A 14228-nucleotide genomic window follows, 5' to 3' on the forward strand; every position below is an offset into this window, starting at 1 on the left:
CGGCCGGACGTCAGGCGCGGACCACCCGGATGCCGCGGCTCTCCATCAACCGGGCGAGCTCCTCCGGGTAGCCCGACCTGCCGTCCTGGCCCGCCCCGCCCGCCCCGGGTTTCCCGCCCGCCCTGGCCGCCAATTCCCGCTCCGTCGCGGCGAAGTCGTGCCAGACCAGGGTGAACGGCGGGACCGGCCCGAAGCCGCCGCCGAAGCAGTCCTTGAAGCCGTTCCACTCCCGACCGTAGTAGCCGCCCGGGCCGTTGACCGCCTCGCCGAGGGCGCAGTGCAGGCCGGTCTCGTCCTCGACGCCCGCGCCCGCCAGGTGGTACTCGCCGCCCGGACGGTCCGGTCCGGGATCGCGCCGGTACAGCGCCAGCGACTGCCACTCCTTCTTGGCGGCGACGCTCAACCCCCGCCAGCTGCCCGGCTCTTCGGGCGGCCCCTGCTGCCACCGCTGCCAGGCCTCGCGGCCCGCGGAGCCCGGCAGGTCCCCGGGCGGGACCGACAGCAGCAGGTCGAGCAGGCCGCCGCCGAGCACCGACGGCCGGACACGGTCGACGGCCAGCCCCGTGTGGAGCCGGGCCATCACCCGGCCGGTGTCGTCCAGCGCCCACAGCTGGGTGTACGCGGGCCAGCCGAGGTAGCCGCCGTCCAGCTTCGCCCGCAGTGGCTCGGTGGGCTCGCAGCCGATCAGCCGCACCGGCAGTCGCGTGGGTTCGGCCGGCGCCACCGGCAGCCCCGTCACCTCCGTGCACGTCGTCGGCGGCTCGTCCCGGCCGACCGGCAACTCGAAGCGCTCGCACGGGTCCTGCGCGAGGCGGAAGTCGTCCACCTCGCCGACCGCCGCCCCGACCACCACGTCGACCAGCGTCGGATCGGCGGAGTGCGGCCCGACCACGAGGACCTCGGCGTCCAGCAGCTCCCACGAGTACTCGCGCCCGGACTCCGACAGCCCGACGAGCACCGCCGGACCGAGTCGTCCGGCCGCAAGGCCCGGCGCGCAGCCGCGCAGCACCAGGACCTCGCGCGGTGGCGGTGGTGGGTCGGCGAACAGCCCCTCGGCGGCCGCGCACCGGCCGAGCAGCAGGTCGACGTCGATCGCGTCGTCGTCCTCGCTCTCCCCGACGATCAGGAAGCGCACCGGGTACGGCCGTTCCCACTGCGGGCGGTCCGTCACTCGCACCTTCACCCCCTTCGGCGGCGCGGCTACTCGGCCTCGGCGAAGCCGGGGAGCCAGCGGAGGAGTTCCTCGTGCAGGCGGACGGTGGCGCCGAGCTGGCAGAGCACGCCGATGGTGGAGAGCGTGACCCGGTGGATGAGGAGGTAGGACGGCGGGAGGTTGAGCTGCTTGCCGAGGTTGTAGGCGGGGGAGCGCGGGTCGGCGATCCGGGCGGCCTGGGTGCGCATCCACTCGCGGCTGAAGGTGAACTCCTCGGCGAGGGTCGGTTCGATGATCGGCAGCAGGTAGTCGAGCACCGCGTCCGGGTCGAGCGAGATGGCGGGCCGGACGAACCCCTCCTGCTTGAGCAGCTCGTAGACGGCGCCGGCGTCTCCCGCGAGGGCGAGCCGCAGGGAGGTGCCGATCGGGCGGGGCAGGCCGCCGGGGAGGCGGTCGACGGTGCCGAAGTCGAGCACGCCGAGCTGCCAGGTGGAGGCGGCGCGGCCGGTCTTGACGAGCCGGAAGTTGCCGGGGTGCGGGTCGGCGTGCAGCAGGCCGGTGCGGGCCGGGCCGGCGAACAGGAACCTGGCGAGCAGCTGCCCGGCCCGGTCGCGCTCCGTCCGGGTGCCGTCGGAGATGACCTGGGACAGCGGCTTGCCGTCCAGCCACTCGGTGACCAGCACCCGCCCGGACTGGGCGACCACCCGGGGCACCCGGATGTCGGGGTCGTCGGCGAACTCCTGGGCGTGCAGCTGCTGCGACTCGGCCTCCAACCGGTAGTCGAGCTCCTCGGTGACCCGCTCGCGCAACTCGGCGATCAGCGGCTTGATGTCCATCCCGGGGATCAGCGGGCCCAGCATCCGGGCCAGCCGGGCGAGTTGGCCGAGGTCGCTGAGCAGGGCGTCGCCCGCGCCCGGGTACTGGATCTTGACCGCGACGTCCCGCCCGTCCTGCCACACGGCCCGGTGCACCTGGCCGATGGAGGCGGCGGCGGACGGCTGGTCGGAGAAGGAGCGGAAGTTGGCTGCCCAGTCCTCGCCCAGGTCGGAGGCCAGCACGGAGTGCACGGTGCGGGTCGGCATCGCCGGGGCGGAGTCCTGGAGCTTGGTCAGCGCGGCCCGGTAGGGGCCCGCGACGTCCTCCGGGAGGGCCGACTCGAAGACCGACATGGCCTGCCCGAACTTCATCGCACCCCCCTTCAACTTCCCGAGCGTGGCGAAGAGTTGCTCGGCGGTCTGGGCCTGGAGCTCGGCCGCGACCTCCTCCGCGGGGCGACCGCCGAGCCGCTTGCCGAGGCCCAGCGTGGCGCGGCCGGCGAAGCTCAGCGGCAGAGCGGCCAGCCGGGCCGTCCGGGAGACCGCCTTGCGCGGCATCTCAGACATCGGCCGCCTCCGTCCGAACCGGGCCGCCGGCGACAGCCGTGGCCGGCGGCCGCAGGGCCGTCGCCGGGCGCGGGCGGGCGACCGGTCGCGCCGTGCCGGTCACTGCCTTGCGCGGTAGATCGCTCACCGGACCTCCAGATCAGCCGGACCGACCGGCGGCCCCCGCCGGCGGTGGTGCGGACTCCCCGGGCCCGCCCGACGCTCCTCCCCGCCGAGGCCCGCGCGCTCCGGCGGCGGTGCGCCGGACAGGGCGTGCGGTGGTTCGGCGGGGCTTCGCCGGACGGACCCGAAGGCATGTCCTAGGCCATTGTGCCCGCTTGAACGGGCGTGGCGGACTGCCACAGGCAACCGCAGTCGGGGTGACTGCGCAGCCGCAGGCGGCGCACCATGCCGTCGGCGGCGGACAGTTCGCACCAGCCGTCCACGCTGGGCGGCAGCACCCCGTCCAGGTAGAGCTGGACGTGCAGCGCGGCGAGCCCGGCGACGGAGGCGGCGACCGCGCTGTCACAGGCCGGGGCGCGGGGCCGGCCGGGGCCCTCGTCGATCAGCTGGGCCAGCAGCCGGGGCCAGGCCTCGTCCTGGTCGCGCCGGGCCAGGGTGGCGCAGCTGCCGCACGCGGAGGCCCCGGGGACGACCAACGGGCCGACCACACCGAGGTGTTCGAGCACCCCGGTGTACAGGTGCGGGATGCCGGCCCGCATCAACTCCTGGGCGTCCACGGCGGCCCCGGTGTACGCGGCCGAGCCGTCCCGCGGGGCGAGCACCACCAGGGTCGGCGGTGGCGGGCTGGCGGGCGGCCGCCGGTAGCGCTCGCCGACCGGGGCGCCGGTGGCGCGGTGCACCAACTCGCGGGCGGCGGTGGCGCGTAGCCGCCCGACGTCGGCCGGCGGGAAGCCGCCGGGCGCGCAGTCCCGGGCGGCGACCCGGCCGCGATCGAGCACCGCGACCTCGCCGATGCCGCCGGCGGCCAGCGCCGTGCCGACGGCCGCGCCGACCCGCCCGGCGCCGCGCACCTCGACCCGGGCCAGGGCCCGGCTGTGCAGCACGGCGGCGGCCTCGTCCGGCGCGGGGTGCACCAGGGACAGCGAGGAGACGTCGGGGCCGAGCAACTCGCCGCGCGCCGCCGGGTACAGCTCCAGTACGTCGTGCAGGGCCTCGGCGTCATCGAGCAGTTCGCTCTGCCCGAGCGAGTCGAGCATGCCCTGGCAGTACTCCTCGCTCAGGCCGAGCCGTCTCCCGGCGGCGACCACCGCGGGCCCGTCCCGGGTGCCGTCGATCAGTTCCAGGAACAGGCAGAGTTTGCGGTCGACGCCCTCGATCACCCGGGCGTGACGGCGGACGGTGCCGAACTGCAGGGTCTGCTTCTCCCGCCAGAGCCGGGACAGGGCGGGCTTGATCACGGGGCGCATGTCGGTCCTCCAAGCGTCGGTCTCCGGCGTCCCGGTCGAGGCGTCGGATCAACTGGTGACCGCAGCTTGCCCGCGACCGTCCGCACACGGAAACCCGTTGTCCACAGACCCGTGCCGACTATCGGTTCATCACCGTGCACAGCCTGTGGATAACGCACCCGGGTGGTACCCGGGGCCGCGCCGTCCCGGTACCGGACTTCTGTCGTGACGACGGGGTAACGTCCTGTTCCATGGCAGCCGAACCGGACTCCCATCGGGCGGCGTCGCGTCGGCGTGCCCGGGCAGCCTCCGGGTCCACGGTCGCGGCGCCCGGTGCGCATGCCAGCACCGAGGCCGAACGGGCCCGCGGCCCCGAGCGCGGCATCGACCGCAGCAAGGTCGAGGTCCGCCGCAGCGCCCGCCGCAGCCGCACCGTCTCCGCCTACCGCGAGGGCGACCGCACCATCGTGCTGATCCCGGCCCGGATGTCGCACGCCGAGGAACAGCGCTGGGTGGCGCAGATGCTCGACAAGCTGGCCGCGCAGGAGAAGCGCCGGGTGCTCGGCGACGAAGCCCTGCAGGCCCGGGCCGCCGAACTGTCCCGGCTGTACCTGGGCGGCCGCGCCGAGCCCGAGCACGTCCGCTGGGTGACCAACCAGAACTCCCGCTGGGGCTCGTGCACCCCCAGCGAACGCACCATCCGGCTCTCCCACCGCCTCCAGGGCATGCCCGAGTACGTCGTCGACTACGTGCTGCTGCACGAACTCGCCCACCTGCTGGTGCCCGACCACGGCCCCCGGTTCTGGGAGCTGCTGGACGCCTACCCGCGCACCGAACGGGCCCGCGGCTACCTGGAGGGCGTCGCCTCGGCCGCCCGCCTGCCGCACATTCCCGGCGCCCGGAACACCTGACGGACAACGACGGACCCCCGCAGGCCCGCCAGGGGGCCCACGGGGGTCACGGAGGAACCTCAGACCAGCGCCCGGGCCCGCGCCACCAGGTCGCGCACCGAGTGGTCGGTGTCGGCCGGCAGCTGCTCCCAGCCGAACCAGCGCAGGTCCAGCGACTCCTCGCTGATCGACTCGCGCGCCCCGGCCGGGGCGAGGGCGACGTACTGGACGTCCAGGTGGACGTTCTCCGGCCGGTCCTTGCCCATGCAGCGCACGTGGTGCCGGTCCAGCTTGACCGGCGCGGTGCGGCCGCCGACCGCGAGCAGCTCCAGGTCGGCGATGCCGGACTCCTCGACCGCCTCGCGCAGCGCCGCCGCCGCGAGCGTCGCGTCGCCGGGCTCGCAGTGGCCGCCCATCTGCAGCCACATCCCGACCTTGGGGTGCAGCGTCAGCAGCACCCGCCCCTCGGCCGGGTCGACCACCAGCGCGCTGGCGGTGATGTGGCCGGGCACGCAGGCCCGCCACAGGCCGTCGGGGTTGGCCGCCAGGTGCGCCAGGTAGTCGCGGCGCAGCTCCTGCTGGCCGTCCTCGCCCGGTGCCCAGTCGGTCAGTGCGCGGACGGCATCGGTGTGCAGCGACGTCACTTGGCGTCGCCCTCCCGGCCGTCGTCGTCCTTGCCGTCGTCCTTGCCCTCGGCCTTGTCGTCGCCCTTGCCCTTGCCCTCGGCCGGGTCGTCGCCGGAAGCGGCGTCGCCCTTGGTCAGGTCGGGCTTCGCGCCGCCGCCGGCGGCCTCGCCGAGCAGCTTGGTCAGCGCGTCGAAGTCGAAACCGCCCTCGATCTCGGCGCTGGTGTCGCGGTGCACGAAGCCGTCCGGGTCGTCCAGGTCGGCGGCGGTGGGCAGCATGTCGGGGTGGCTCCACAGCGCGTCGCGGCCCTCGACGCCGCGGGCGTCGGCGAGCGAGGCCCACAGCCGGGAGGCGTCGCGCAGGCGGCGCGGGCGCAGCTCCAGGCCGACCAGGGTCGCGAAGGTCTGCTCGGCGGGGCCGCCGGTGGCGCGGCGGCGGCGGAGCGTCTCGCGCAGCGCGGCGGCGTGCGGCAGGTGCGGGGTGGCGGCGGCGTGCACGACGGCGTCGACCCAGCCCTCGACCAGGGCGAGGGCGGTCTCCAGCCGGGCCAGCGCGGCCTTCTGCTCGGGGGTGTCCTCGGGCTGCAACAGGCCACCGGCCAGCGCGTCCTGCAGGGCCTCGGGGTTGCTCGGGTCGAGCTGGCCGACCAGCTCCTCCATCCGCGAGGTGTCGACCTTGATGCCGTGCGCGTACGCCTCGACCGCGCCGAACAGGTGCGCCCGCAGCCACGGCACGTGGGCGAAGAGCCGCTGGTGGGCGGCCTCGCGCAGGGCCAGGTAGAGCCGGACCTCCTCGGCGGGCACGTTCAGCCCGTCACCGAACTCGGCGATGTTCTGCGGCAGCAGCGCGGCCTTCCCGGCCGGGGCGAGCGGCAGGCCGACGTCGGTCGAGCCGAGCACCTCGGCGGCCAGCGCGCCGAGCGCCTGCCCGATCTGGGTGCCGAACATGGCGCCGCCCATGGAGCGCATCATGCCCATCAGCGGCCCGGCCACGGCCTGCATCTCCTCGGGCAGTACGCCGCCCATGGCGTTGCCGACCCGCTCGGCGACCGGGTCGACCAGGTCCTTCCAGACCGGCAGGGTGGCCTCGATCCACTCGGCGCGGCTCCACGCCACGGCCGCCGAGGAGGTGGACGGGAACTCGGTCGCCGAGTCCAGCCACAGGTCCGCCAGGCGGACCGACTCGACGACGGCGGTGCGCTCGGCGGCGCCCACCGAGCGGTCCTTGCTCTTGCCCTCGGGCTGCTCGGCGACCACGGTCTGCCGGGCGATGTTCTTGGCCAGCTCCCAGTTGACCGGGCCGCCCTCGAACGAGAGCATCTGCCCGAGCTGCTGGAACGCCGCGCCCAGGTCGTTGGGGTTGAAACCGCCCATCATCGCGGCGAACGGGTTGTCGCCGCCCGCCCCGCCGGCGCCGCCCATGCCGAACAGCGCCCCGAAGGGGTTTCCGTTGCCGAAGCCGAACGGCTGCTGCTGCGGGGTGGAGTCGCCCTGCTCGCCGTCCTTCTTGCCCTTGTTCTTGCCGTCCTCGGGCTCCTCGGGGGGAACGCCGAATCCGAAGGGGAGGTCGTTCACGGGGATCCTCGATCTGGTCGGCCGTCACGCGGGTGGTGTGGCGGGAAATTCTGTTGCCCGGAGGCTCCGGGCGGCTTCAATGGTCTCGCGGCCGACCGCGCCGGGTGCACCGCAGGGGCTGAGCCTCGGGCAGGATGGACGGTGCGTGACACTCGTACGTACGCACTTAAGCTAACCGTGGAGGATGGCCGGTGAGTTCCCCGCCTTCGGACGTTCGCTCTGGGCTGACCGAGGGCGAGGATGCGCCGGCCGATGCCGGTTCGCCGTCTCCAGCCTACGGCGGCAAACCCCTTACCGTGGCCGTCACCGGCGCGGCGGGCGTGCTCGGTGAGCGCGTCGCCCAACGCCTGGTGGCCTCGCCGCACGTGCGCCGGGTGCTCGCGGTGGACGACCGCCGCGGCGAAGTCCCCGGCGTGCACTGGCGCGTGCTCGACGTCCGCGACCCGGCCGTCGCCGAGCGGCTGACCGGCGTGGACGTCGTGGTGCACCTGGCGATGGACCTCGGCATGGAGTCCGACCCGCGCACCCGCAGCGCCTACAACGTGCGCGGCGCGCAGACCGTGCTGACCGCCGCGGCCGCCGCCGGAGTGCACCGCGTCGTGCTGTGCACCTCCGCGATGGTCTACGGCGCGCTCGCCGACAACGAAGTCCCGCTCGCCGAGGACTCCGAGCTGCGGGCCACCGAGGAGGCCTCGCTGGTCGGCGACCTGCTGGAGATCGAACGGCTGGCCCGCCGCGCCCCGCGCGCCCACCCCGGCCTGCAGATCACCGTGCTGCGCCCGGCCGTGGTGGTCGGCCCCGGCATCGACACCGTGCTCACCCGCCATTTCGAGGCCCCGCGCCTGCTGGTGGTGGCCGGTTCCCGTCCGTGCTGGCAGTTCTGCCACCTGGACGACCTGGCCTCGGCGCTGGAGTACGCGGCGCTCGGCCTGGTCGAGGGCGAGGTGACGGTCGGCTGCGACGGCTGGCTGGAGCAGGAGGACGTGGAGGAGCTGTCCGGGATCCGCCGGATGGAACTGCCCGCCTCGCTGGCCCTGGGCACCGCCGCCCGGCTGCACCGCCTCGGCCTGACCCCGGCCCCGGCCGGCGACCTCGCGTACACGATGTACCCCTGGGTGGTGTCCGGCAGCCGGCTGCACGAGGCGGGCTGGCGGCCCGAGCACACCAACGAGGAGGTGCTGGCCGAGCTGCTCGCCCAGGTGTCCGGCAAGCACGCGGTGGCCGGTCGCCGGCTGGGCGGCAAGGAGGCCGCCACCAGCCTGGGCGCGGCCGGCGCCACGGTGGCGCTGATCGGCACGGCGGCGCTGGTCCGCCGGGCCCGCAAGCACCGGCGGATCTGACCACCGGATTTTCGCACCGCGGGACGACCGTTCCGCGGTGCGAAAATCCGGTGGTCGCGCCGATCGGATGCGGAATGATGGGGGCCATGTCCGAGAACCACGACCCGATCCGGCTGCTCGCCGTCCGCGAGACGCCGCTCTCCCTGGACGAGGTGCACGCGGCGGTCGGCGACGACGCGGCGGGCGGCACCACGCTGTTCGTCGGCACGGTGCGCGACCACGACGGCGGGAAGGCCGTCGCGGCGCTGGAGTACAGCGCCCACCCGAGCGCGGTGCGGGAGCTGCGCCGGATCGCCGAGAAGATCTGCGCGGACTTCCCGGTCCGGGCGCTGGCGGCGGTGCACCGCACCGGCCGGCTGGAGATCGGGGACGTCGCGGTGATCGTCGCGGTCTCCTGTCCGCACCGCGGGGAGGCGTTCGAGGCCTCCCGACGGCTGATCGACGACCTCAAGCACGAGGTGCCGATCTGGAAACACCAGGTTTTCGCCGACGGCGAGGAGGAATGGGTCGGCGCGGGCTCCTGCTGACCGCCCGTGTCCGCTCCGCGCCCCGCTCGTTCCCCGTTCGGGGGTATCCCGGGACGGCGGGCGTGCCACGGGTCCCGTAACTCGGACACCGCACGCGCCGTTCCTCCGGTAGGCGGTTAATCTGCTGATACGCATGACGAGCCTGTGGGGAGTTCGAAGATGGCTGCGCTTGCCTGGTTGATCATTCCTGTAGTGGCCGGACTGCTGGCCATGGTGTGGGCGGGATGGGCGGCGCGGCCGCCGCGCTCGATCACCGACCCGTCCTCGCTCGCCGAACACGAACGCTTCCGTGCCGCGATGGAGCGCAGCACCGGCAGCGGACGCGCCGACGAGAAGTAGCTGCCGGGGGCGGCGACGGGCGCGCACCGGCAGTACATGACGACCTTCACTTCCCGTACTGTCGTGCCATGCCACGCCGATCGGCGACCATGCTCGCCGCCACCCTGCTGCTGATAGGCCTGCTCTGTGCCTCGGTCCTGATGAAGGTGCCGTTCACCGAGATGAGCCCGGGGCCGACGTACAACACCCTCGGCACGCAGGACAAGACCGGCACCCCGGTGATCACCATCACCGGGCGGGAGACCTATCCGACCAGCGGTCACCTCAACATGACCACGGTCCAGGTCACCGGGGCGAACTACCAGCCCAGCCTGATCTCGGCGATCGTCGGCTGGATGCGCGGGGACGTGCTCGTGGTGCCGCACGACAACGTGTACCCGAAGGGGCAGACCGACCAGGAGGCCCAGCAGCAGAACGCGGAGGAGTTCGCGTCCTCCGAGGACAGTGCGAAGACCGCCGCGCTCAAGCAGCTGGACATCCCGGTCACCACGCAGATCATCGTCTCTTCGGTGACCGCCGGCGGCCCCTCCGAGGGCAAGCTGCACGCCGGTGACCGGATCGTCGCGGTGGACGGCGTGGCGATCAACAGCCGGTCCCAGGTCGCCGAGCAGGTGATGAAGCACAAGCCCGGCGAGAACGCCGTCTTCACCGTGGTCCCGCACGCCAAGGCCGCCGACGCGACGCCGGACCCGGCGAACGAGCAGCAGGTGACGATCACCACCGCCAAGGCGCCGGACGAGGACCGGGCCATCGTCGGGATCACGCCCGGCGTCGACCACACCTACCCGTTCAAGATCGACATCGGCCTGCAGGACGTCGGCGGCCCGAGCGCCGGCCTGATGTTCGCGCTCGGCATCGTCGACAAGCTCACCCCCACCGACCTCACCGGCGGCAAGTTCGTGGCGGGCACCGGCACCATCGACGACGACGGGACGGTCGGGCCGATCGGCGGCATCCAGATGAAGCTGATAGCGGCGCGGGACAAGGGCGCGGAGTACTTCTTCACGCCGGCGGACAACTGCACCGAGGCGACGAAGGGGACGCCCTCCGGGCTCACGCTGGTCAAGGTCGAGAACCTCGCCGGCGCGGTCAAGGCGCTGGACTCCATCCGGAGCGGGGACAAGGCGGCGCTGCCCAGCTGCAACAGCAAGTAGGAGGAACAGCCAGGGGCGCGTGGGGAGGTACTCCCACGCGCCCCTGGCTGTGCTCTCCCGTCGTTTCGCGCCGCGGGCTTCGCCTACTGGAAGGTGGCCAGGAGGGCGGTGGTGAGGTTGGGGACGAGGTCGGGGCCGGTGAGGACCTCGCGGGCGATGTCCTTCTCGCGGAGGCGGAGGGCGACCTCGCGACCGCCGCCGCGGAGGACGGCGGCGGTGATGCGGACTTCCTGGCGCTGCGGGTGGGTCGCCACCCAGTCGTTGATCTCCTGCTCGGTGGCGTTCTTCGGGCGGGAGGACTCGGCGCCCGGCGGGAGCATCAGGCGCTCGACGACGAGGGCGCAGCCGACCACGCCGTCGGGCCAGGCGATGGTGCCGAGGAAGCGGTCGAGCTCGGTGCCCCGGGGGATCTCCTCCTGCTCGACCGGGGTGAGGCCGGTCGGGTTCTCGTCCAGGCCGAGCTGCGTGGCGAGCCGCGGGTTTGCCTTGCGCATCTGGGCGTTGTCGACCAGCGCGAACAGGCGGGCCGGGCCGTCCCAGCCGAGGGTGGCGGCGTGCTCGTCGATCTCCAGCGCGGCCCGGGTGAGGGGGGTGGCGGCGGGCATGCCGGAGGCAGCGTTGGTCAGGTCAGGGGAGTCGGACATGGGGCCATCCTCACATGTTCGGGGCGGCCGTCTCCAACTCCGACGCAGTCTCCGGGAACTCCGGTAAAGACTGTTTAAGTTCCACATGGGAGTCCCGGTGTCCGCCCGTCCACGGCGCGACACCGTCATCCCCAACGACAACAACAGCTGAGGTGGCGTCTTGACCTTCCAGATGCCGGATCGTTCCGATCCGGGTTTCCGAGCGAGAGTCGGGCCGCCGCCGCGCCGGACGAAGGTGCTGCTGCTGACGGTCGGTGTGCTGGCGGCGCTGTTCCTGGTGTTCGCGCTGGTGGCCGGCCTGTGGACCGACTGGTTGTGGTTCCGGTCGGTCAAGTACGGCTCGGTGTTCACTTCGCAGCTGGGCGCGAAGGCCGGCCTGTTCGCGGTGTTCGGGCTGCTGATGGCATTGGTGGTCGGGTTCAACCTGTGGCTGGCGTACCGGCTGCGGCCGCCGCTGGCGGCGATGTCGGTGGAGCAGCAGAGCCTGGACCGCTACCGGATGGGCGTGGCGCCGTTCCGCAAGTGGCTGCTGATCGGCCTGTCGCTGCTGGTCGGCCTGGCGGCCGGCGCGGCCGCGGGCGCGCACTGGCGGACGTGGATGCTGTGGGTCAACGGCACCTCGTTCGGGCAGAAGGACAGCCAGTTCCACCTGGACGTCTCGTTCTACGCGTTCGACCTGCCCTGGTACGAGTTCCTGCTGGGCTTCGCGTTCAGCGCGGTGATCGTGTCGCTGCTGGCGTCGGCGGCCGTGCACTACCTGTACGGCGGGCTGCGGCTGCAGGGCCCGGGTCGCCGGGCGAGCGCCGGGGCGCAGGGTCATCTGGCCGTGCTGCTGGGCGTGTTCGTGCTGCTGAAGGCGGGGGCGTACTGGCTGGACCGGTACGCGCTGGCGGTGAAGAGCGAGTCGTACAAGGGCGTCGAGGGCTGGACCGGTCTGCGGTACGTGGACGCGAACGCGTTCCTGCCGGCCAAGACGATCCTGTTCTTCGTGGCGATCATCTGCGCGGTGCTGTTCTTCCTGACGCCGGTGCGGCGGACCTGGGCGCCGGCGCTGATCGGCTTCGGGCTGATGGCGCTGTCGGCGGTGCTGGTCGGCGGGCTGTACCCGGCGATCGTGCAGCAGTTCCAGGTCAAGCCGAACGAGCAGGCCCGGGAGACGCCGTACATCCAGAAGAACATCGACGCGACCCGGCAGGCCTACGGCATCGCCGGCGTCGACGTGCAGCCGTACACGCCGACGGACGCCCCGGAAGCGGGCAAGCTGAAGCAGGACGCGCAGACGATCTCGGACATCCGGCTGCTGGACCCGAACGTGGTGTCGCCGACGTTCCAGCAGAACCAGGCGCTGCGGCAGTACTACTCGTTCCCGAAGACCCTGGACGTGGACCGGTACGGCGACCAGGACACCGTGATGGGCGTCCGCGAGCTGGACCTGTCGGGCGTTCAGCAGCGCAACTTCATCAACGACCACTTCAAGTACACCCACGGCTACGGCATGGTCGCCGCCAAGGGCAACCAGGTCGACGCCAACGGCAACCCGGTCTACACCCAGCAGTCGCTGCCGACCACCGGGTCGCTGGGCGACTACCAGCAGCGGGTGTACTACGGCGAGAAGTCCACCATGTACTCGATCGTCGGCCCCGGCATGGACGAGATCGACTACACCCGGGACTCCGACCCGGACCGGACGTACCAGTACACCGGCGGCAGCGGCGTCTCGCTGGACAACCCGCTGACCCGGGCCGCGTACGCGATGAAGTTCGGCGAGCCGCAGATCCTGTACTCGGGCGCGATCAAGGACGGCGCGAAGATCCTCTACGACCGCACCCCCAAGGAGCGGGTGGAGAAGGTCGCGCCGTGGCTGTCGATCGACGCCGACCCGTACCCGGTGGTGGAGAACGGCCGGCTGGTGTGGGTGCTGGACGGCTACACCACCTCGGACGGCTTCCCGTTCGCGTCGAAGACGGTGCTGGGCGACGCCACCAAGGACTCGCTGACCGACCAGCGCGGCCGCACCCTGAGCGCCGTCAACGAGGTCAACTACATCCGCAACTCGGTGAAGGCCACGGTCGACGCGTACACCGGTGAGGTGACGCTCTACCAGTGGGACGAGGCCGACCCGGTGCTGAAGACCTGGATGAAGGCGTTCCCGGGCACCGTCCAGCCGAAGGCGGACATCCCGAAGGAGCTGGAGGCGCACCTGCGCTACCCGCAGGACCTGTTCAAGGTGCAGCGCGACCTGCTCGGGATGTACCACATGACGGACGCCACGGCGTTCTTCAACGGCACCGACATCTGGGAGGTGCCGGTCGACCCGACCGTCAACGCCGACGAGGTGCAGCCGCCGTACTACCTGACGGTGCGGATGCCGGACGCGGAGAAGGCCAGCTTCTCGCTGACCAGCTCGTTCGTGCCCTCGGGCCGGAAGAACCTGGCCGCGTTCCTCACGGCGGACGCCGACCCCGGGGACGACTACGGCAAGTTGCGGCTCCTGCGGATGACGTCCGAGTCGGGCGCGCTCGGCCCGGCGCTGACGCAGGCGAAGTTCAACTCCGACACCGAGGTCGCCCGCCAGCTGACGCTGCTGCGCAGCGGCAGCGACTCCGACCTGGTGTACGGCAACCTGCTGACGCTGCCGGTCGGCGGCGGCATCCTCAACGTGGAGCCGGTGTACCTGGTGGCGCGCGGTGCGAAGGTGCCGGTGCTGAAGAAGGTGCTGGCGGTGTACGGGGACCACAACGTGGCCCTTGAGGACACCCTGGACAAGGCGCTGGCCAAGGTGCTCGGCCCGACGGCCGGCGGGGCCACCACCCCGCCCGCCCCCGCCGACCCGGGCAGCACCACCCCGCCCGCCCCGACCACGCCGGGCGCCAACCCGGCGCTGGACAAGGCGCTGGCGGACGCCCAGAAGGCGTTCACCGACGGCCAGGCCGCGCTGAAGAACGGCGACTGGGCGGCCTACGGGCAGGCGCAGCAGGCCCTGCAGAAGGCGCTGGACGCCGCGATGGCGGCCGAGTCGAAGAACGGCGGCGGCTCGCCGGCGCCGTCGGGTTCACCGGCGCCGACCGGCTGAGCTGCGAAAACCGATTTGCTGCTCCACCCCGCAGTCGTGCTACTGTTTGTTCACCGACGCGGGGTGGAGCAGCTCGGTAGCTCGCTGGGCTCATAACCCAGAGGTCGCAGGTTCAAATCCTGTCCCCGCTACTCAGTA

At 72.8% G+C, this 14228-nt stretch carries 12 protein-coding genes and 1 tRNA gene; 7 read left to right on the top strand and 6 right to left on the bottom strand.

Features of this window, described 5'->3' with window-relative positions:
- Window positions 1-10: 10 nt before the first annotated feature.
- The 3 genes from ACFV4P_RS05990 to ACFV4P_RS06000 all read right to left on the bottom strand — a co-directional run bounded on the left by ACFV4P_RS05990 (window position 11) and on the right by ACFV4P_RS06000 (window position 3944).
- Complete coding sequence (locus tag ACFV4P_RS05990; protein ID WP_380467792.1) at window positions 11-1177, bottom strand: barstar family protein; 1167 nt, start codon at window positions 1175-1177, stop codon at window positions 11-13.
- A 23-nt stretch (window positions 1178-1200) separates the two neighbouring features.
- Window positions 1201-2535: an ABC1 kinase family protein gene (locus ACFV4P_RS05995; protein WP_380467794.1), complete on the bottom strand. Its 1335-nt coding sequence runs from the start codon at window positions 2533-2535 to the stop codon at window positions 1201-1203.
- A 299-nt stretch (window positions 2536-2834) separates the two neighbouring features.
- Window positions 2835-3944, bottom strand: coding sequence for a ThiF family adenylyltransferase (locus tag ACFV4P_RS06000; protein WP_380467796.1), 1110 nt, complete (start codon window positions 3942-3944; stop codon window positions 2835-2837).
- Window positions 3945-4174: 230 nt separating this feature from the next.
- Here ACFV4P_RS06000 and ACFV4P_RS06005 point away from each other — a divergent pair, with 230 nt between their 5' ends.
- The gene (locus tag ACFV4P_RS06005) at window positions 4175-4834 is read left to right on the top strand and encodes a M48 family metallopeptidase (RefSeq protein ID WP_380467798.1); all 660 of its coding nucleotides are present in this window, start codon (window positions 4175-4177) and stop codon (window positions 4832-4834) included.
- Between the two features lie 59 nt (window positions 4835-4893).
- Here the strand turns inward: ACFV4P_RS06005 and ACFV4P_RS06010 are convergent, their stop codons facing one another.
- Both ACFV4P_RS06010 and ACFV4P_RS06015 read right to left on the bottom strand, forming a co-directional pair.
- Complete coding sequence (locus tag ACFV4P_RS06010; protein ID WP_380467800.1) at window positions 4894-5457, bottom strand: NUDIX hydrolase; 564 nt, start codon at window positions 5455-5457, stop codon at window positions 4894-4896.
- On the bottom strand, window positions 5454-7013 hold the full coding sequence (locus ACFV4P_RS06015) for a zinc-dependent metalloprotease (protein WP_380467801.1): 1560 nt from the start codon (window positions 7011-7013) through the stop codon (window positions 5454-5456). Before ACFV4P_RS06015 ends, ACFV4P_RS06010 begins: the two co-directional genes overlap by 4 nt.
- 191 nt (window positions 7014-7204) lie before the next feature.
- Here ACFV4P_RS06015 and ACFV4P_RS06020 point away from each other — a divergent pair, with 191 nt between their 5' ends.
- The 4 genes from ACFV4P_RS06020 (at window position 7205) to ACFV4P_RS06035 (ending at window position 10373) form a co-directional block, all read left to right on the top strand.
- On the top strand, window positions 7205-8353 hold the full coding sequence (locus ACFV4P_RS06020; protein ID WP_380467803.1) for an NAD-dependent epimerase/dehydratase family protein: 1149 nt from the start codon (window positions 7205-7207) through the stop codon (window positions 8351-8353).
- A gap of 86 nt (window positions 8354-8439) precedes the next feature.
- On the top strand, window positions 8440-8880 hold the full coding sequence (locus ACFV4P_RS06025) for a molybdenum cofactor biosynthesis protein MoaE (RefSeq protein WP_241844508.1): 441 nt from the start codon (window positions 8440-8442) through the stop codon (window positions 8878-8880).
- A gap of 159 nt (window positions 8881-9039) precedes the next feature.
- Entirely contained in the window at window positions 9040-9219 is a 180-nt protein-coding gene (locus ACFV4P_RS06030; RefSeq protein WP_380467805.1) for a hypothetical protein, read from the top strand.
- A gap of 68 nt (window positions 9220-9287) precedes the next feature.
- Window positions 9288-10373: a PDZ domain-containing protein gene (locus ACFV4P_RS06035; RefSeq protein ID WP_380467807.1), complete on the top strand. Its 1086-nt coding sequence runs from the start codon at window positions 9288-9290 to the stop codon at window positions 10371-10373.
- Between the two features lie 83 nt (window positions 10374-10456).
- On the opposite strand, the gene ACFV4P_RS06040 is transcribed toward ACFV4P_RS06035, so the two are convergent.
- Window positions 10457-11017, bottom strand: a complete 561-nt coding sequence (locus tag ACFV4P_RS06040) for a PPA1309 family protein (protein WP_198953406.1) — start codon at window positions 11015-11017, stop codon at window positions 10457-10459.
- Between the two features lie 172 nt (window positions 11018-11189).
- Between ACFV4P_RS06040 and ACFV4P_RS06045 the strand changes: the two genes are divergently transcribed.
- Together ACFV4P_RS06045 and ACFV4P_RS06050 are read left to right on the top strand one after the other, a co-directional pair.
- Window positions 11190-14090: a UPF0182 family protein gene (locus ACFV4P_RS06045; RefSeq protein ID WP_380468166.1), complete on the top strand. Its 2901-nt coding sequence runs from the start codon at window positions 11190-11192 to the stop codon at window positions 14088-14090.
- Window positions 14091-14147: 57 nt separating this feature from the next.
- Window positions 14148-14221: transfer RNA gene (locus ACFV4P_RS06050), tRNA-Met, on the top strand.
- The last annotated feature ends 7 nt before the right edge of the window (window positions 14222-14228 follow it).

It is taken from the genome of Kitasatospora sp. NPDC059795, assembly GCF_042732175.1.
In the GTDB taxonomy this organism is placed as follows: Bacteria; Actinomycetota; Actinomycetes; order Streptomycetales; family Streptomycetaceae; genus Kitasatospora.

Bases quoted from the DNA above. Each gene is read 5' to 3' on its own strand.
- ACFV4P_RS06030 (WP_380467805.1), top strand. From the start codon at position 9,040: ATGGCTGCGCTTGCCTGGTTGATCATTCCTGTAGTGGCCGGACTGCTG.
- ACFV4P_RS06040 (WP_198953406.1), bottom strand. From the start codon at position 11,017: ATGTCCGACTCCCCTGACCTGACCAACGCTGCCTCCGGCATGCCCGCC.
- ACFV4P_RS06000 (WP_380467796.1), bottom strand. From the start codon at position 3,944: ATGCGCCCCGTGATCAAGCCCGCCCTGTCCCGGCTCTGGCGGGAGAAG.
- ACFV4P_RS06045 (WP_380468166.1), top strand. From the start codon at position 11,190: ATGCCGGATCGTTCCGATCCGGGTTTCCGAGCGAGAGTCGGGCCGCCG.
- ACFV4P_RS05995 (WP_380467794.1), bottom strand. From the start codon at position 2,535: ATGTCTGAGATGCCGCGCAAGGCGGTCTCCCGGACGGCCCGGCTGGCC.
- ACFV4P_RS06005 (WP_380467798.1), top strand. From the start codon at position 4,175: ATGGCAGCCGAACCGGACTCCCATCGGGCGGCGTCGCGTCGGCGTGCC.
- ACFV4P_RS06025 (WP_241844508.1), top strand. From the start codon at position 8,440: ATGTCCGAGAACCACGACCCGATCCGGCTGCTCGCCGTCCGCGAGACG.
- ACFV4P_RS06035 (WP_380467807.1), top strand. From the start codon at position 9,288: ATGCCACGCCGATCGGCGACCATGCTCGCCGCCACCCTGCTGCTGATA.